The following is a 20222-nucleotide window of genomic DNA, read 5'->3' as shown; positions in this document are numbered from 1 at the left end:
AGGTGGGAGAACATGCAAGCAGCAATTGCGTTTATTTTAGTGTTCGGTTCCATCGTATTCTTCCACGAATTAGGCCATTTTATTTTCGCAAAACGTTCAGGTATTTTAGTACGTGAATTTGCGATTGGCTTTGGACCAAAAATTATTGGGATTACAAAGGGAGAAACACTCTACACAATTCGTTTACTGCCGATGGGTGGATATGTACGAATGGCTGGAGAGGATATGGATACGACCGAGTTACAACCAGGTTATCGCATTGGTTTTTTATTAAATGATCAAGACGAAATGTCACGTATTGTGTTAAATCAGAATAAACAACTGCCCGATATGCTCTTTTTAGAAGTTGAAAAAGCAGACCTTTTAAAAGGATTATGGGTAGAAGGCTATGATGAAGATGAGAATTTAGTACGTTATAATGTAGCGCGCGATGCTGTCATTGAAGAAAATGGTCAACAGACGATTATTGCGCCTTATGACCGTACATTTAATGCGAAGTCATTAGGAAAGCGTGCAATGACGATTTTTGCAGGTCCTTTATTCAACTTTATTTTAGCGATTGTCTTCTTTATGATTATTGGTCTTGTTCAAGGTATTCCAACGAATGAACCAATTATCGCAAATGTTGTAAAAGACAGCCCTGCACAGCAAGCAGGCATGCAAAAGGATGATTTAGTCGTCTCTGTAGATGGCAAGTCCATTTCAAAATGGGAGCAACTATCAGAAGTGATTCAAAGCAGTGCGAATAAACCAATCGATTTAGAAGTAAAGCGAGATGGCAAAATCGTACCGATTGAAGTAACGCCAAAAGCAGCTGAAGTAAATAAAGAAAAAGTAGGGCAAATCGGTATTCAATATGCGAACACGTATGAAAAAAATCCGCTAAAAGCTATTCCTTATGGATTTGAACAGACGTATAATTGGATAGTGAAGATTGCTGAACTTCTAGGTCTGTTAGTGACAGGTCACTTTACGCTGGATGCTTTATCAGGACCGGTTGGAATTTATAAAGCAACAGAAGAAGTTGCAAAGTATGGCTTTATGACATTAATGAACTGGGCAGCCGTATTAAGTATTAACTTAGGTATTATGAATTTATTACCGCTACCAGCATTAGATGGCGGACGCTTATTATTCTTTGGATATGAAGCAGTTCGAGGGAAGCCAATTGATAAACAAAAAGAAGGTATGGTTCATTTTGTCGGTTTTGCATTGTTGATGGTATTAATGATTGCTGTGACATGGAACGATATACAAAAATTCTTCTTTTAATTAAAGAGAGAAAATAGAATAGCCAAAAGGTGAGGTTAACGAATGAAACAATCAAAAACATTTATTCCAACTTTACGCGAAACACCAGCAGATGCTGAAGTAAAATCGCATCAGTTGTTATTACGCGCAGGATTTATCCGTCAAAATACAAGTGGAGTATACTCTTATTTACCGTTAGCTCGTAAAGTGCTTTCTAAGATTGAAAACATTGTACGTGAAGAAATGGATGCTATTGGTTCAAATGAAATTTTAATGCCTGCTTTACAATCAGCAGAGCTATGGGAAGAGTCAGGTCGTTGGGAAGCATATGGTCCAGAACTAATGCGTTTAACAGACCGTCACAACCGTCAATTTGCATTAGGACCAACACATGAAGAAGTTGTTACATCACTTGTTCGTGACGAGTTGAAATCGTACAAAAAATTACCATTAACGCTATATCAAATTCAAACAAAATTCCGTGATGAAAAACGCCCTCGTTTTGGTTTGTTACGTGGACGCGAATTTATCATGAAAGATGCTTATTCATTCCACGCATCATATGACAGTTTAGATGAAACATATAACGATATGGTGCAAGCTTATACAAATATCTTTAACCGTCTTGGTTTGAACTTCCGTGCAGTAATTGCTGACTCTGGTTCAATTGGTGGTACAGCAGGTACACATGAGTTCATGGTACTTTCTGAAATCGGTGAAGATACAATTGCTTACTCAGATTCTTCAGATTATGCAGCAAATATTGAAATGGCTGAAGTAAAAGTAGAATATAGCCATTCAGATGAAGACATGAAAGAATTAGAAAAAGTAGCAACACCAGACCAAAAAACAATCGAAGAAGTATCAGCTTTCTTAGATATCGTATCTGAAAATATTATTAAAACATTAGTATTTAAAGTAGACGAAGAATTAGTTGTTGTTTTATGTCGTGGCGACCACGAAGTAAATGACATTAAATTAAAAAATGCATTAGGTGCAACTTCTGTTGAACTAGCAGAAGATGCTGAAATTCATGAATTACTTGGTAGCCATATTGGTAGCCTAGGTCCAATTAAATTACCAATCGGTGTGAAAGTCGTTGCAGACCATGCGATTAAGTCGATTCGTAACGGTGTAGCTGGAGCGAACGAAGATGGTATGCATTATATCAATGTAAATCCAGGTCGTGACTTTGCGATTGATCGCTATGAGGATATCCGTTTCATCCAAGTTGGGGACCCATCTCCAGATGGTGAAGGTACAATTAAGTTTGCAGAAGGAATCGAAGTAGGACATGTCTTCAAATTAGGCACAAAATACTCTGATTCAATGAAAGCAACATTTTTAGATGAAAACGGTCGTGCGCAACCATTCATTATGGGTTGTTACGGTATTGGTGTATCACGTATTCTATCTGCAGTAGCAGAACAATGCCAAGATTCATACGGGTTTGTATGGCCAAAACAAATTGCGCCTTATGATGTGCATTTAATCTCGGTTAATCCAAAAGATGAAGCACAATTAGAACTAGGTGAAGAACTGTACAAATTATTAAAATCATATCGTTATGATGTATTATTTGATGAACGTGCAGAACGTGCGGGCGTTAAATTTACAGATGCAGATTTAATTGGTTTACCTGTTCGTATTACAGTAGGTAAAAAAGCTTCTGAAGGTATTGTAGAAGTGAAAATTCGTCATAGCGGCGAAACATTCGAATGTGCAAAAGAAGAAGTTGTGGATCGAATCAACAACATTTTTCAAACACTATAAGTCGATTGAAAAATACGTTATAAACGAATGAAGGAGGAAGGTTGTCTCTAAAAGTCATGTGTATAGATGACTTTTCAGGGCAGCCTTTTCGACTTTTAAACGAAAGGAGATTTATATGTCACAAGAAGCAGCAGAAGCACGTCAACAGTTTCATATTTTGTTACAACAAATTGGTTTAACTGAAGACCAAGATCTTCACTATGTAGAAGGCGGTGAATTACAGCGCTTAACGGTTCAAAAATCAAAACGTGTATGGTTATTTGCTTTGAAACTACCTCGTATTTTACCATATAGCTATTTTGCGCGTTTTGAGCAACATGTGATGAATGCTTTTAAAAGTATTGCAACAACACAATTAGCCATTACAGTTGCACAACCTGAAATAGATGAGGAGCTTATTCGTTCTTATTGGACGCGCGTCGTACAAGACCAAGATGAATTATCGCCCCCATTACGTGAAATTTTATCGAAGCAAGTGCCTGAAATGATGGGACAGAAGCTGGTTCTATATTGTAACCAAGACTTTGAACAAGCAACACTACGTAATAAATATGCAGAAAAATTAAGCGAAACTTATCAGCAATATGGATTCCCATCATTACACTTTGATTTCCAAGTGAAAGATGTTACACAGGAAATGGCGGAAGCACAGCAAAAATTCTTAGAACAGCGTCGTATTGAAGAAGAAGAAATTTCGAAAAAAGCAGTGGAAGACTTACAAAAACGTGAGAAGGAACGTCAACAAAATCCAGATGGTATTGATGTATCAAATCAACCATTCCAACTAGGTATTCCAATTAAGAATGATGAGAACTTTATGGAAATCCATCAAATTCAAGATGAAGAACGTCGCGTCATTATCGAAGGATTTGTATTCGATGCAGAGGTGAAAGAGCTGCGTAGTGGTCGTTCATTACTGACATTAAAAGTTTCAGACTACACAGATTCGATTCTTGTGAAGATGTTTTCGCGTGATAAAGAAGATGCTGCTATTATGCAGATGGCGAAAAAAGGGATGTGGGTGAAGGTACGAGGTTCTGTACAAAACGATACATTCGTGCGTGATTTAATTGTGATGGCACAAGATATCGTGGAAACAAAACCAGTTATTCGACAAGATACGGCACCTGAAGATGAAAAGCGTGTTGAACTGCATCTACATACACCAATGAGTACGATGGATGCTGTTACACCAACGGCTGATTTAATTGCAGCAGCTGCAAAATGGGGACACCCAGCCATTGCAATTACCGATCACAACGTAGCACAGTCATTCCCTGATGCGCATAATGCGGGGAAAAAGCATGGCGTAAAAGTGATTTATGGTGTCGAAATTAATCTTGTAGATGATGGTGTACCAATCGCTTATGATGAACAACATATCGCTTTAGAAGATGCGACATATGTCGTCTTTGACGTTGAGACAACAGGTCTATCTGCAGCCTACGATACAATCATCGAATTAGCAGCTGTTAAGATTGTGAATGGTGAAGTAGTGGACAAGTTTGAGAGTTTTGCAAATCCACACCATAAATTATCTTCTACAACGATTGAATTGACAGGTATCACAGATGATATGGTACAGGATGCACCGGAAGTCGTCGATATGATTGCGAAATTCCATGACTTTATTGGTGATGGCATTGTTGTTGCACATAACGCATCATTTGATATTGGTTTCTTATACGAAGCATACAAACAAGCGAATATTGATGATTTCCATCACCCTGTAATTGATACATTAGAATTGGCACGTTTTTTACATCCAACGATGAAGAACCACCGTTTAAATACATTATGTAAAAAATTCAATATCGAATTAACACAGCATCACCGTGCGATTTATGATACGGAAGCAACAGGTTACTTACTACTTCATTTAATGAAGGAAGCAACTGCAAAAGGAATTGCATATCACGATGACTTTAATAAGTATATCGGTGGTGGCGATGCTTACAAACGTGCACGACCAATGCATTGTACGGTACTTGCAAAAACAAATGATGGTCTAAAAAATATGTTCAAAATGTTGAGTGAATCTTACACAGAAACATTCTACCGTATGCCACGTATTAAGCGTTCAACACTACAGCGTTATCGCGAAGGTTTAATTGTAGGGTCAGGGTGTAGTAAAGGGGAATTCTTTACAGCAGTCATGCAAAAATCATTAGATGAAGCAATCGAAATTGCGAAGTTCTATGATTATTTAGAAGTACATCCACCAGCAGTGTATGCGCCACTTATTGAGTCAGAGTTAATTAAAGATGAGTGGAACATGCAAGATATTATCCGTAAAATTATTAAAGTTGGTAAGAAGCTAGATAAGCCTGTTATTGCGACAGGGAACGTGCATTACCTACACAAAGAAGATGCGATTTTTAGACAGATTCTGATTCGTTCACAGGGCGGTGCGAATCCTTTAAATCGAAATACACTGCCAGACGTACATTTTAGAACAACGAATGAAATGCTCGACGAATTTGCTTTTTTAGGTGATGACGAGGCAAAAAGAATCGTTGTAGACAATTCACGCGCACTAGCGGAACAAATGGATGAAGTTATTCCATTAAAAGATGATTTATATACACCAAAAATTGATGGTGCAGAAGATGAAGTACGTCGTATGACATATGAGATGGCCCATTATATTTATGGTGAGGAATTACCTGAAATTGTAGAAAAACGAATTGATAAAGAATTGAAGTCGATTATCGGTCATGGTTTCTCTGTAATCTATTTAATTTCACATAAGCTTGTAAAAAAATCATTATCTGATGGTTATTTAGTAGGTTCGCGTGGTTCTGTAGGTTCGTCACTCGTTGCGACCTTTATGGAGATTACAGAAGTAAATCCATTGCCACCACACTATGTCTGTCCAAACTGTAAAAAATCAGAGTTCTTCGATGATGGTTCTGTAGGTTCGGGCTACGATTTACCGAATAAAAATTGTCCAGATTGTCATGTTCCATACAGTAAAGATGGACAAGATATTCCGTTTGAAACTTTCTTAGGGTTCAAGGGAGACAAGGTACCCGATATTGATTTGAACTTCTCAGGTGAGTATCAACCACAGGCGCATAACTATACAAAAGTATTGTTTGGTGAAGACTATGCATTCCGTGCTGGAACAATTGGTACAGTAGCTGAAAAGACAGCATATGGTTATGTAAAAGGATATGGAACAGACCATAATATTAACTTTAGAGGAGCAGAAGTAGACCGCCTCGTTCAAGGTTGTACAGGCGTGAAACGAACAACAGGACAGCATCCAGGTGGTATCATTGTTGTACCGAACTATATGGATATTTTCGATTTTACACCGATTCAATATCCAGCAGATGATCAAGGTTCAGAATGGCGAACAACACACTTCGACTTCCATTCAATTCATGATAATATTTTAAAACTCGATATACTTGGACACGATGATCCGACTGTTATTCGTATGTTACTTGATTTAACAGGGATTGACCCGAAAACCATTCCAACAGACGATCCAGAAGTAATGGCAATCTTCCAAGGACCCGAACCACTTGGTGTAACACCTGAACAAATTAAAGCAAAAACAGGAACGTATGGTATTCCTGAGTTTGGTACGAAGTTTGTACGTGGAATGTTAGAAGAAACGAAACCATCTACTTTCTCAGAGTTAGTTCAAATTTCAGGACTTTCACATGGAACAGATGTATGGCTTGGTAATGCAAGTGAGCTGATTGAAAATGGAACGTGTGTATTATCTGAAGTAATCGGTTGTCGTGATGATATTATGGTTTATTTAATCTATCAAGGGTTAGAACCTTCATTAGCCTTTAAAATTATGGAGCATGTGCGTAAAGGTAAAGGGTTAACGGAAGATATGGAAGAAGCGATGATGGCTGAAAATGTACCGAAATGGTATATCGAATCATGTAAGAAAATTAAGTACATGTTCCCGAAAGGTGCGACACGTTGGCAGTACAACCCTAACAGAAATGTTGGATAAAACTGCCCCGTTAAGAAAACGAAGACATTAAACTAAAACAGTTTTCTTATAGAGAACTGTATAAAACGATTCGGAAGGTGAAATCCCTTTCCACTACTTACAGGGAGTAGTGAAACACCCTAAACACTGCGACTGGCTTGGAATTTCTCACAAAGGAAAAGTCAGAGAGCTCGCTAAAGTTCATCTCGAAAGCATGACAAGTAGATGTCAGTAGAGGTGGGGGTCCTATAAAAGTTGCTATGGTAAGGAGACGAACTCTCGCTTGGAAAGGCTCGTAAGGACAGCTTCACTGAGAAGTGGAGACTACTGCTTGCAGTAGTTCATCTGTGGTCATCCTATCTTTTGGGGGTGTGACTGCGTTTATCCATTCGAAGGATATTCGGCACAGCAAGTAACCTGCTTTTGCTGTACTAGGTGACGGGTCAGAGAGAGTACCTAAGGCAACCATAATGAAGGGATAGTTTTATACGGAACGTGTGAAGGCTACTAGACTGATGGAGAAGCCAAATGAAGTCTTGAAAGTAGGAAATGACTTTCTTAAAGTAGCTGGCAGCAGCCCGTAGTAGTGTTGAAGCATTTGTAATGGATGTGGAGCGAAGGGGCATAGTCAAACGAAGGATTTATAAACAATCGCTAATGCTAAGAAACTCCGTTGAGAATAAATTACTTGGTAAGTGTAACTAATACGATTTTATTGTAGAGGTGACTACCATTGAAACTTAGCATACCGAAATCAGAAGAAGAATTTCAACAATTAAAAGATAGGTTATATGAAGAAACGAAAGTAGCTCTATCTCAAAATAAACAACCAATTTTTAAAGGTATGCTTGAAGTAGCACAATGTGACGTTGTGATTCTAACTGCAATTCATAAACTGAAGAGCAATAAAGGTAGCAATACTGCTGGTGTAAATGAAAAAACGATGCGTACTGATATTCTAAATAAAGACTTTAAAAAAGTCTTAAAGGAAGTTAAAAATCAGTTTCAGCAATATACACCGAATATGGTTAGAAGAGTACACATCCTAATAGATAATGGAGAAACAAGACCACTTGGAATTCCAACTATCACTGATAGAGTAGTTCAGGAGTGCATTCGAAGTGTATTAGAACCAATATGTGAAGCTCAATTTTTCGAGCATTCTTATGGTTTTAGACAATGGAGAAGTACAGAACATGCACTCAGTCGAGTAACAGATGTCGTACAGAAAACAGGTTATCATTGGGTTATTGAAGGCGATATTTCAAAATTTTTCGATACAGTCAATCATACGAAATTGATTAAAATACTTTGGTCGTTTGGCATTCAAGATAGACGCATTTTAATGATGATAAAAGCAATGCTTCGATCAGGCGTGATGGATGAGATTATAAAAAATGATTTAGGAACTCCACAGGGTGGTATTATTTCACCACTATTAGCAAATGTATATTTAACTCCTTTTGATAACTTTGTTACAAGAGAGTATGAACGAAAAAAGTTGAGAAAAAAATACAGTTCAGGACAGCGAAGTTTGATACTGCGGGGATTGTCTGGGAAACCTAGAATTAAACCAATTCCATGTTACCTCATTCGTTATGCGGATGATTGGGTAGTTGTAACGAACAGTAAAGAGAATGCTGAAAAACTTGTATATAAATACGAAAAGTATTTGCGGGGAACCCTGAAACTTACACTTTCCACAACAAAGACGAAAATTACAAATGTTCGTTCAAAAGCTATTGAGTTTTTAGGTTATAAATATAGACAAGTCCGAGGAAAAGCACAAAAAGGCTATATTTCTAGAACAAAGCCGATTGAAGATAAATTCGATAAGAAAATGATCGAATTGCTAAAAGACATTAAGATGCTGAAAAAATGTAAAGATACCGAAACACTTATTTCAGATGTAAACATCATCAACTCAAAAATACGGGGGCTTATAAACTATTATCAAGTGACAACTTGGGGTTCTGAGTCTATGAAAAAGTATAATCAACGAGTGAGATGGGCGGCTTATAGAGCGATTAGGCGAAGGCTTGGTGCAAAAAGTGCTAAAGGGAAAAACAAAAAGGTTGACTGGATAAGTGCCAACCTTTGTACAAACTTATTAGAACTGCATAGCAACTATACCACAGCTTTACCAGCACTGAAATATAAAGAGCATGTAATTGGTATAACAGACTTAGCGTTTATTAAGTTTCAACAACCTACTTTGTTTAATCAAATGGAAACACCATTTACTAAAGAAGGTAGGAAACGTCATTTAACACGATTAAGAAAAAGACCAAAACAGTTTCGTATGGATTTTATATTCGGTGCAGATGCCATGGCAACACGAAGATTATTGGCTAGTAAGAAAAAGAAAAAACGGTTGTATAACTTTGAGTTTTATCTAAATAGGGCATATGCTTTTAATCGAGATAAAGGGAAATGTAGAATATGTGGAAAAGAAATTGCTCCACATGAAATTGAGACACATCATGTTAATCCGAATTTAACAACTGAACTTGTTAATCGGGTAAACAACTTAGCTTCATTACATGATATTTGTCACAATGACATGCATAATTCCTCATTAACTGAAACTTTATTATTTGCTAAAGGTTATACTACAACTTCAGTAAAGAAAATTCTTAACTTCAGAAATAAAATAGCGATGAAGTAGTTTATAAACGTTTGATGGAACGCCGTATGAATCGAAAGGTTCACGTACGGTGTGAAGTGGGGGAAAATGAAGTCCTAACGAGTAAGGTCGAGGATGGACTTACCTATCACTATCCCATGCGGCTGCCTATGTCTTAATGGCGGTGCGTATTGCTTATTTCAAAGTTCATTTCCCAATCGTTTACTACTGTGCGTACTTTACAGTTCGTGCCTCTGATTTTGATTTACTTGCGATGGTGAATGGCTCTGAAACAATCAAAGCACGTATTGAAGAAATTGAGAGCAAGGGATTAGAGGCATCGGTTAAAGAGCGCTCTTTACAAACAGTTTTAGAACTTGCTTTAGAAATGACAGAACGTGGTTTAACAATTCAAAAAGTGGATTTATATCGCTCAAAAGCAACAGAATTCGTCATTGATGGGGATTCTTTAATTCCACCATTCAATGCGATTCCAGGCTTGGGAAATAACGTAGCTGAAGCGATTGTACGCGCAAGACAAGATGGTGAATTTTTATCAAAAGAAGATTTACAAATTCGTGGTCGCGTATCGAAAACATTGATTGAGTATATGGATAAATTAGGTTGTTTAGAAGGTATGCCAGATGCCAATCAATTATCGCTATTCTAGGGTTTACTTGCATAAATCGTGAATTGATGCTAAAATAAAAACAATTACTTTGTTGATAGAACAGACGGCAAAAGAGTGGGGATTCCTCACTCTTTTCTGTTTGTATTTATCAGTAACTCTAAAGTCAGGAGGATTGTATGAGCAAAATTACTACGGAAATCGAAGAACTTGTAAAGCCAATCGTTGAGGAGCTTACATTGGAGCTAGTAGAGGTTGAGTTTGTAAAAGAGGGGCGCGATTGGTTTTTACGTGTATATGTTGATACTCCTGAAGGCAATATTGATATCGATCAATGCGCACAAGTGAGTGAGCGTTTAAGCGAAAAGTTAGATGAAAAAGATCCGATTTCACAAAATTATTACCTTGAAGTATCTTCTCCAGGAGCAGAACGCCCTTTAAAAAAGGAAGCTGATTACATTCAAGCAATTGGCCAATACGTTCACATCAAGACATACGAAGCAATTGATGGCAAAAAAGTATTTGAAGGTTACTTAACATCTTATACAGATGAAGGTGCCGCATTAGACATGTTAATCAAAACAAGAAAAGTAAAAGCATTAATTCCGAAAGAGAAAATTGCGACAGCTCGCTTAGCAATTGATTTTTCTAAAGAACAATAATCTAGGAGTGAAACAAAAATGGGCAAGGAACTAGTAGGTGCTCTTAAAGCGCTTGAAGAAAAAGGAATCTCACGTGAAATTATCGTAGATGCAATTGAAGCGGCATTAATTACAGCATATAAGAAGAACTATGACGAAGCGAATGTACGTGTTGACTTAAATCTTGATAAAGGAACAATGCATCTGTATTCACGCAGAGAAGTTGTTGAAAAGTCAGAAGATGATTTATTAGAAATGTCTTTAGAAGATGCACGCCAAATCAACCCAGCGTATGAGATTGGTGACATTGTTGAAACAGAGGAAGTGCCACGCGACTTCGGACGTATTGCAGCAACAACAGCAAAACAAATTATGACACAACGTTTCCGCGAAGCAGAACGTGGCTTAATTTATGAAGAGTATGTAGATCGTGCAGACGATATTATCAACGGTGTTGTAGAACGTCTTGATGCACGTAATATCTATGTAGGAATTGGCAAAATCGAAGCGGTATTATTACCGAACGAGCAAATTCCAGGTGAATCATATGAGCCACATGATCGTATTAAAGTGTACATTACAAAAGTAGAACGTTCTTCTAAAGGACCTCAAGTATTCGTTTCAAGAACACACCCAGGTTTATTACGCCGTCTATTTGAATTAGAAGTACCAGAAATTTTTGAAGGTACAGTTGAAATCAAAACAATTGCACGTGAAGCAGGAGATCGTTCAAAAATCTCTGTTATCGCGCATAACGATGAAGTAGATCCAGTTGGTGCATGTGTTGGTACAAAAGGTGCACGTGTCCAAACGATTGTAAATGAATTAAACGGTGAGAAAATTGACATTGTAGAATGGTCAGAAGATCCAGTTGAATTCGTAGCGAACGCACTTAGCCCATCAAAAGTATTAGATGTTCAAGTAAATGAAGAAGAAAAATCAACATTAGTTGTCGTACCAGATTACCAACTATCATTAGCAATTGGTAAACGCGGTCAAAATGCACGTTTAGCAGCGAAATTAACAGGTTGGAAAATCGATATTAAATCTGAAACAGACGCAACAGAGCAAGGCCTATATGACCCAGCGAATGCAACAATCGTTGTAAAAGAAGAGCCATCTGTAGAAGAAGATCTAGAAATCGATTTATATCACGACGAAGATTAATTGAAAGGTGTTTAGAAGATGCCAGTCAATCGAAAAGTACCATTAAGAAAATGTTGTGCAACAGGTGACATGTTACCGAAAAAGGACATGGTACGTGTTGTACGTTCAAAAGAAGGCGAAGTATCCGTAGACGAGACTGGTAAAAAGTCTGGTCGCGGTGCTTACGTATCGAAATCAGAAGCTGCAGTAGAAGCAGCAAAGAAGAAGAATGTTTTGAAAAATCAATTAGAAGTTGAAATTCCAGAACATATCTATGATGATTTGCTAGCAGTTATTCGAAAGGGTAAATAACATGACAACTGAACAAGCCATTTTAAATTTACTAGGAATTGCAGCGAGAGCAAGACAAGTAGTATCAGGCGAAGAACAAGTGGTGAAGGAAGTTCGAGGACAATCGGCTAAACTTGTGATTTTATCCACAGATGCTTCAAAGAATACGCAAAAAAAGTTGCGCGATAAATGTAACTCATTTCAAGTTGAATTGCATGAATTTAGTACACGTGAAGTACTAGGTCATGCGACAGGTCGAGAAACACGTGTATCCTTAGCAATTATGGACCGCGGTTTTGCGAAAAAACTGTCGGAGTTATTCCAACAACTTGAATCACAATAATGCAGTACATGAGGAATCAAGACAGAAGCTGTCAAATAAGATCCAAGTGTGAAAGTCCTTATTTCACCAAGTCATCAATGAGCGCCAAGGGACAGCCAGGAACTCGTCCTGCTATTAGTTCGATGACGATGTAAGAAATTAATAGCGAACACTCAAAAATTTCATATGAATAAGGATGTACTATGACAAATAACTCATCTAATAATAATAAAACAAATACTTCACGCCCGTCTTCAGGCGGCAATAACGCAGGTCGTGGCGGACAACAAAATCGTGGCGGACAAAACCGCGGAGGACAAGCAGGTGGTCGTCCACAACAACGTCGTCGTCCAGGAATTAACGGAGGTCAACGTCGTAAAAACCGTCCAGCTCCACAACCTGTAGCACCAAAAGCATTACCAGAAAAAATCACGTTTTATGAATCATTAACTGTAGGAGAGTTAGCGAAAGAGCTAGGTCGCGAGCCTTCAGAAATCGTTAAAAAATTATTCTTACTTGGTGTAATGGCAACAATTAACCAAGAATTAGATAAAGATACAATCGAATTAATCGCTACAGACTACGGTGTAGAAGTAGAAGAAGAAATTCGTATTGACCGTACTGATTTAGAAACATATTTCGAAGATGAAGAAGTAGTAGAAGATGCTGAAGCAGTAGAGCGTCCTCCAGTTGTAACAATTATGGGTCACGTTGACCACGGTAAAACAACATTACTAGACTCAATTCGTAACACAAAAGTAACTGCAGGTGAAGCAGGTGGTATCACACAACATATCGGTGCTTACCAAGTAGAAGTAGAAGGCAAAAAAATCACATTCCTTGATACACCAGGACATGCTGCATTCACAACAATGCGTGCACGTGGTGCGAAAGTTACTGATTTAACAATTCTAGTTGTAGCAGCTGATGATGGTGTTATGCCACAAACAGTTGAAGCAATCAACCATGCGAAAGCTGCAGAGGTTCCAATTATCGTTGCAGTAAACAAAATGGATAAACCTTCAGCGAACCCAGATCGTGTTATGCAAGAATTAATGGAACATGGTTTAGTAGCAGAATCTTGGGGTGGCGAAACAATCTTCGTACCAATTTCTGCACTAAAAGGTGAAGGAATTGATCAACTTCTTGAAATGATTTTATTAGTTTCAGAAGTAGGCGAATTAAAAGCGAATCCAAAACGTAATGCAATGGGTACTGTAATTGAAGCACAACTTGATAAAGGTCGCGGTTCAGTTGCAACACTTTTAGTACAGAATGGTACATTAAAAGTAGGTGACCCAATCGTTGTAGGTCATGCTCACGGTCGTGTACGTGCGATGATTAATGACCATGGTCGTCGTGTAAAAGAAGCAGGTCCATCAACACCAGTTGAAATCACAGGTTTAAGTGATGTGCCACAAGCTGGCGATCGTTTCGTTGTATTCGATGACGAGAAATCTGCACGTCAAGTAGCAGAAGCACGTGAAATGACAGCAATCCAAGAACAACGTGGCGAAGGTCAACGTGTAACATTAGATAACCTATTCGAACAAATGAAGCAAGGCGATATGAAAGAATTAAACTTAATCGTAAAAGCTGACGTACAAGGTACAGTAGAAGCGATGGCTGCTTCATTAATGAAAATTGAAGTAGAAGGCGTTAACGTGAAAATTATTCACACAGGCGCAGGTGCGATTACAGAGTCTGATATTTCATTAGCAGCAGCATCAAATGCAATCGTAATTGGTTTCAACGTACGTCCAGATACAAATGCAAAACGTGCAGCAGAACAAGAAGGCGTTGATATTCGCCAACACCGTATCATCTACAAAGTAATCGAAGAGATTGAAGCGGCGATGAAAGGGATGCTTGACCCAGAATACGAAGAAAAAGTTGTGGGTAATGCAGAAGTACGTGAAACATTCAAAGTATCAAAAGTGGGTACAATTGCAGGTGGTTACGTTACAGACGGTAAGTTAGTACGTGACGCAGGTGTACGTGTTATTCGTGAAGGTATCGTTATTTTCGAAGGTGAATTATCTTCATTAAAACGATTCAAAGACGATGCAAAAGAAGTAGCAAAAGGTTACGAATGTGGTTTCACAATTGCAAACTTTAACGATATTAAAGTGGGCGATGTAATTGAAGCATACGTAATGGAAGAAATTAAACGCTAATGATTGTTTATGTGGAGTGTGAATTTATGATTCCAGCCGCACATTCATTAAAAGAAAAAAGAGCTGTGTTAGAAAAGATGAAAGTCCGGACCAAACAGCGTTATAATATAGCTATCTCAGAGATTGATCATCAAAATGTTTGGCAAAGAACACGCTTAGCAATCGTGACCGTTTCCTCGAATAAGCAAGCTGCTGATCGGGAAATGGATCACGCCATTGCACATTTAGAGTCGAATCCTGAGTGGGAACTTCTTGATTTATATCGAGAATATTTATGAAACTGAGGTGAATCGATTATGTCATTACGTTCAAATCGAGTAGCTGAGCAAATTAAAAAAGAGCTTGGCGATATTATTGGTCGTAAGCTAAAAGACCCTCGTGTAGGATTTGTTACAGTTACAGATGTAGAAGTAACAGGCGATTTACAACAAGCGACAATTTATATTACTAGTTTAGGTACAGAACGAGAAAAACAGGAAACATTAAAAGGGCTCGAAAAAGCAAAAGGCTTTATTCGCTCTGAAATTAGCAAGCGTATCCGTTTACGCATTGCTCCTGAACTATTTTTCGAATTTGATGCCTCAATTGAGTACGGTAATCATATTGACGATTTGTTACGCAAACTGCACGAATCTGATAGATAACAATCGTAAAAAAGAGGCTGTCCTTTATTGGATCAGCCTCTCTTTTTTATGTAAATGGAGGTATATAAATGCACGGGATTTTACCATTATGGAAAGAAGCAGGCATGACATCTCATGACTGTGTATTTAAATTAAGAAAAATTTTAGGCACGAAAAAAGTAGGGCATACAGGTACACTTGATCCAGCAGTAGAAGGTGTGCTACCGATTTGTGTAGGCAATGCAACACGTTTAGCAGAATATATTACAGACGCAGGAAAAGTATATGAAGCGGTTGTATCGATTGGAACTGCAACAACGACAGAAGATGCAGAAGGTGAAGTCGTTGCACAAGATCACACGCATAAAGTGATTACACGTGAAGCAATTGAACAAGCTTTGCACTCACTAACAGGTACAATTGAACAAACACCGCCAATGTACTCTGCTGTTAAAGTAAATGGTCGTAAACTATATGAGTATGCACGTGCTGGTCAAACAGTGGAACGTCCGACACGACTTGTCGAAATCAAAGAATTAACATTACTTGAGCCGCAAGAAGTATATGAAGGTGAAGAAGTAGCATTTTCTATTCGAATTGCTTGTGGAAAAGGAACTTACATTCGTACGCTTTCAGTTCAAATCGGTGAGATCCTTGGCTACCCAGCTCATATGAAACAACTTGTACGTACGATGTCAGGGAGTTATACACAGGATGAATGTAAAACACTTGGTGAATTACAAGAGATGAAAGAACAAGGAACATTGAATGAAGTGATTCGCCCGCTTGAAACCGCATTAACAGAATACCCACAAATTGCGATTACAGATGCAAATCGAAAAGAAATTTCGAATGGACAAGTGCTTCCAGTACACCCTTCTCTAAAAGAATCTGATAAGATAGTGTACGTGGAAAATAATCAGGCTGTAGCTATTTATGTAGTACATCCAACTAAAACAGGATTAATGAAACCCGAAAAGATGTTTCCTAAAGTAAACTAGGAGGTTACGACATGCAAGTTGTACAATTATCATATCCAAACCAAATTACTTCAGAACAATTAACAGGTCCTTACTCACTTGCGCTAGGATTTTTTGATGGCGTACATAGAGGGCATCAAGCGGTGATTAATAAAGCGAAAGAAAAAGCGGAAGAAACGGGGACAAAATTAGCAGTTATGACATTTGACCCTCACCCTTCAATTGTTCTTGGTCAAAGTAAAGAAAAAGTATTTTACATTACACCACTACAACAAAAAATCGCGATTTTAGAAGAATCGGGTGTTGATACGTTATTCGTCGTTCGGTTTACATCTGACTTTGCACAATTATCACCAGAGGAATTCGTCCAACTATTTATTAAAGACTTAGGTGTACAACATGTCACAGCAGGTTTTGATTATACATTTGGACGAAAAGGTAGTGGAACGATGACGGATATGCCCGCGCTATGTGGTGAGGACATTACCGTGCAAGTAGTTGAAAAACAAATAAAAGATGATGAGAAAATCAGCTCTACTCGTATTCGTACATTATTAAAAGAAGGTAATCTAAAAGAGGTTCATGCATTATTAGGTAGACCATATCGTACACCGGGAGTAGTAGTACATGGTGATAAACGTGGACGCACAATTGGATTCCCAACGGCAAATGTACAAGCAGATGAAGGTAGTTTTATTCCAGCAAATGGTGTCTATGTAGTCAAGGTGCGTGTACAACAAGAATGGTTTGTTGGTGTATGTAATATTGGGTACAAACCAACATTTAAAAATCCAAACGAGAAAAACTTAACAATCGAAGTGCATATCGTAGATTTTGATAAAAATATTTACGGAGAAGCAGTAGCGATTGATTGGTACGATTGGGTACGTCCAGAGCAAAAATTCAATGGAATTGAAGCACTTGTTGCACAACTCACAAAAGATAAACAAGCCGCAATCGATTTCTTTAAAGAAGCGGAGTAAGGTAGAGAGAATCGTTTATTTTACTGTGATTTTAGTTGCGTAGAGACCTTCTTTATGTTACTATTTCATAAGTGACTTGATAAAAGCACAGAACCTTTACTTGGTATTTCGATTCTCCAACGAATCACTCAGTAACAGGGGATATTTTATAATTTGGGAGGTGTATTCAAGATGGCATTAACACAAGAACGTAAAAATGAAATCATCGCTGAATACCGTACACATGAAAGTGATACTGGATCTCCAGAAGTACAAATCGCTGTACTAACTGAAGATATCAACAACTTAAACGAGCACTTACGTACTCATAAAAAAGATCACCATTCACGTCGCGGTTTATTCAAAATGGTAGGTCGTCGTCGTAACTTACTGAAATATCTTCGTGAAAACGATGTTCAACGTTACCGTGAATTAATTGGTAAACTTGGCTTACGTCGATAAAATGCAACTTGAAAAAGCGGGCTAGTCCCGCTTTTTCTTTATGTTACAGAAAAAAAGAATCACACGCCAATCCCAAAATATGAAAAATTGCTTCATCAAGTATGAAATGTTTCGCAATGAAAACACATTTTTGATAAACTAGCTAGTGATTACATAAATAAAATAAATGGCAATACGGTTTTTGAGAGAGGAGTTCAATAAATGAACGAAAAAAAGGTATATAGCTATGAGTGGGCAGGTAAGCCATTAGTTGTAGAAGTAGGTCAATTAGCAAAACAAGCAAACGGTGCAGTTATGGTACGCTACGGTGACACAGCAGTACTTTGTAACGCAACAGCTTCAAAAAAACCAAAGCAAACAGATTTCTTCCCATTAACAGTAAACTACGAAGAAAAAATGTATGCTGCTGGTAAAATTCCAGGTGGATTCGTTAAACGTGAAGGTCGTCCTTCAGAAAAAGCCGTTTTAACATCTCGTTTAATCGACCGTCCAATCCGTCCGCTATTCCCTGATGGTTTCCGTAATGAAGTACAAGTAATCTCTATGGTTATGTCGAATGATCCAGATTGTAGTTCAGAAATGGCTGCAATGCTAGGTTCTTCACTTGCATTAATGGTATCAGATATTCCATTTGATGGCCCAATCGCAGGTGTAACAATCGGTATGATCGATGGTGAATTCATTGTCAACCCAACAGTGGAACAATTAAAAAATTCAACAATTGATTTAACAGTTGCAGGTACAAAAGATGCCATTAACATGGTTGAAGCTGGCGCACTTGAAGTACCAGAAGAAACAATGTTAGAAGCGATTGTTTTCGGTCATGAAGAAATCAAAAAAGTAATTGCCTTCCAAGAGCAAGTTGCTGCTGAATGTGGTAAAGAAAAAATGGAAGTACAGTTACAAACAATCAATGAAGAATTATATGAAGAAATTAAAGCTGCACACGAAACAGAAATGAATGCAGCCATTCAAACACATGAAAAACATGCACGCGATGAAGCAATCGAAGCTGTTAAATCAGTTGTAGTAGCTGCATATGAAGAGAAATTAGCAGACGCAGAAGATCGTGATGCAACATTAAAACAAGTAAATGAAATTTTAGATAAAATGGTGAAAGACGAAGTACGTCGTTTAATCACAGAAGATAAGGTACGTCCTGATGGTCGTAAATTAGACGAAATTCGTCCTCTATCATCTGAAGTTGGTTTATTACCACGTACACACGGTTCGGGTCTATTCACACGTGGTCAAACACAAGCACTATCAATTTGTACACTAGGTTCATTAAGTGATGTACAAATTATCGATGGTTTAGGTGTAGAAGAAAACAAGCGCTTCATGCACCACTACAACTTCCCACAATTCTCTGTTGGTGAAACAGGACCAATGCGTGGACCAGGTCGTCGTGAAATTGGTCACGGTGCATTAGGTGAACGTGCATTATTAGCAGTTATTCCAGATGAAGCAGACTTCCCTTACACAATCCGTTGTGTATCTGAAGTATTAGAATCAAATGGTTCAACTTCTCAAGCGTCAATCTGTGGTTCAACACTTGCGATGATGGATGCAGGTGTACCTTTAAAAGCACCGGTAGCAGGTATTGCAATGGGCTTAATCAAAAAAGGTGAACACTACTCAATCTTAACAGATATTCAAGGTATGGAAGACCACTTAGGCGATATGGACTTCAAAGTAGCAGGTACAGCTAAAGGTGTAACAGCACTACAAATGGATATTAAAATCGACGGTTTATCACGTGAAATTTTAGAAGAAGCATTAACACAAGCAAAACACGGTCGTATGGTGATTCTTGAGTCAATGTTACAAACAATTGCTGAACCACGTGAGCACTTATCTGCATATGCACCAAAAATTAAATCAATTCATATTAAACCAGATAAAATCCGTGATGTTATTGGACCTGGTGGTAAACAAATCAATAAAATTATTGATGAAACAGGCGTAAAAATTGATACGGAACAAGATGGTACAATCTTTATCTCATCAGTTGATGAAGAGATGATTCAACGTGCACAAGATATGATCGAAAGTATCGTACGTGAAGCAAAAGTAGGCGAGTACTACTTAGGTAAAGTAAAACGTATCGAGAAATTCGGTGCTTTCCTTGAAATCTTCCCAGGTAAAGATGGTTTATTACACATCTCTGAGATTCAAGATGAGCGCACGAAAAATGTTGAAGACGTATTAAAAATCGGTGACGAGCTATTTGTAAAATGTATCGAAATCGACCGTCAAAATCGTGTCAACCTTTCTCGTAAAGTCGTTGTTCAAGAAGAAAAAGAAAAAGCAGCTGATTAATTTTTAATGTAATGAGTTGAATGCAGAAAGAGGTATGCCTTGTCGCTTTTCGAACGT

15 protein-coding genes and 1 pseudogene are annotated in these 20222 nt (G+C 37.9%); all 16 read left to right on the top strand.

The window, feature by feature from the left end; translation table 11 throughout:
• Positions 1–12 precede the first annotated feature (12 nt).
• The 16 genes and pseudogenes from rseP to pnp all read left to right on the top strand — a co-directional run bounded on the left by rseP (position 13) and on the right by pnp (position 20165).
• The gene (gene rseP, locus ACKVQX_RS01235; protein WP_068454769.1) at positions 13–1272 is read left to right on the top strand and encodes an RIP metalloprotease RseP; all 1260 of its coding nucleotides are present in this window, start codon (positions 13–15) and stop codon (positions 1270–1272) included.
• Positions 1273–1314: 42 nt separating this feature from the next.
• Positions 1315–3024 (top strand): proline--tRNA ligase, encoded by a 1710-nt coding sequence (locus ACKVQX_RS01230; RefSeq protein ID WP_068454766.1) that lies wholly within the window; start codon positions 1315–1317, stop codon positions 3022–3024.
• A gap of 115 nt (positions 3025–3139) precedes the next feature.
• Positions 3140–7006, top strand: coding sequence for a PolC-type DNA polymerase III (locus tag ACKVQX_RS01225; protein ID WP_338838705.1), 3867 nt, complete (start codon positions 3140–3142; stop codon positions 7004–7006).
• Between the two features lie 712 nt (positions 7007–7718).
• The gene (gene ltrA / locus ACKVQX_RS01220; protein WP_409135945.1) at positions 7719–9653 is read left to right on the top strand and encodes a group II intron reverse transcriptase/maturase; all 1935 of its coding nucleotides are present in this window, start codon (positions 7719–7721) and stop codon (positions 9651–9653) included.
• Positions 9654–9765: 112 nt separating this feature from the next.
• A pseudogene (locus tag ACKVQX_RS01215) lies at positions 9766–10281 on the top strand (hypothetical protein); the annotation flags it as partial.
• 137 nt (positions 10282–10418) lie between these two features.
• Positions 10419–10901 (top strand): ribosome maturation factor RimP, encoded by a 483-nt coding sequence (gene rimP / locus ACKVQX_RS01210; protein WP_068454760.1) that lies wholly within the window; start codon positions 10419–10421, stop codon positions 10899–10901.
• 18 nt (positions 10902–10919) lie between these two features.
• Complete coding sequence (nusA, locus tag ACKVQX_RS01205) at positions 10920–12047, top strand: transcription termination factor NusA (protein WP_068454757.1); 1128 nt, start codon at positions 10920–10922, stop codon at positions 12045–12047.
• An 18-nt stretch (positions 12048–12065) separates the two neighbouring features.
• Complete coding sequence (rnpM, locus tag ACKVQX_RS01200; RefSeq protein WP_068454754.1) at positions 12066–12338, top strand: RNase P modulator RnpM; 273 nt, start codon at positions 12066–12068, stop codon at positions 12336–12338.
• A gap of 1 nt (position 12339) precedes the next feature.
• Entirely contained in the window at positions 12340–12660 is a 321-nt protein-coding gene (locus tag ACKVQX_RS01195) for a YlxQ family RNA-binding protein (RefSeq protein WP_068454751.1), read from the top strand.
• Positions 12661–12842: 182 nt separating this feature from the next.
• A complete protein-coding gene (gene infB, locus ACKVQX_RS01190) occupies positions 12843–14816 on the top strand; it encodes a translation initiation factor IF-2 (RefSeq protein ID WP_068454748.1) in 1974 nt (657 codons plus the stop codon).
• On the top strand, positions 14816–15094 hold the full coding sequence (locus ACKVQX_RS01185) for a DUF503 domain-containing protein (RefSeq protein ID WP_068454745.1): 279 nt from the start codon (positions 14816–14818) through the stop codon (positions 15092–15094). The genes infB and ACKVQX_RS01185 overlap by 1 nt, the downstream gene beginning before the upstream one ends.
• A gap of 18 nt (positions 15095–15112) precedes the next feature.
• A complete protein-coding gene (gene rbfA, locus ACKVQX_RS01180) occupies positions 15113–15460 on the top strand; it encodes a 30S ribosome-binding factor RbfA (RefSeq protein WP_068454743.1) in 348 nt (115 codons plus the stop codon).
• Between the two features lie 68 nt (positions 15461–15528).
• Entirely contained in the window at positions 15529–16440 is a 912-nt protein-coding gene (gene truB, locus ACKVQX_RS01175) for a tRNA pseudouridine(55) synthase TruB (protein WP_068454740.1), read from the top strand.
• Positions 16441–16451: 11 nt separating this feature from the next.
• Positions 16452–17402, top strand: a complete 951-nt coding sequence (gene ribF, locus ACKVQX_RS01170) for a riboflavin biosynthesis protein RibF (protein WP_068454737.1) — start codon at positions 16452–16454, stop codon at positions 17400–17402.
• A gap of 171 nt (positions 17403–17573) precedes the next feature.
• Complete coding sequence (rpsO, locus tag ACKVQX_RS01165) at positions 17574–17843, top strand: 30S ribosomal protein S15 (protein WP_087680152.1); 270 nt, start codon at positions 17574–17576, stop codon at positions 17841–17843.
• A gap of 201 nt (positions 17844–18044) precedes the next feature.
• Complete coding sequence (pnp, locus tag ACKVQX_RS01160) at positions 18045–20165, top strand: polyribonucleotide nucleotidyltransferase (protein ID WP_087680151.1); 2121 nt, start codon at positions 18045–18047, stop codon at positions 20163–20165.
• Positions 20166–20222: the final 57 nt, after the last annotated feature.

The organism is Kurthia sp. ISK08 (assembly GCF_046159805.1).
In the GTDB taxonomy this organism is placed as follows: domain Bacteria; phylum Bacillota; class Bacilli; order Bacillales_A; family Planococcaceae; genus Kurthia; species Kurthia gibsonii.
Note: the sequence above shows the minus strand (reverse complement) of the source record. Positions and strands in the feature narration are given on the sequence as shown.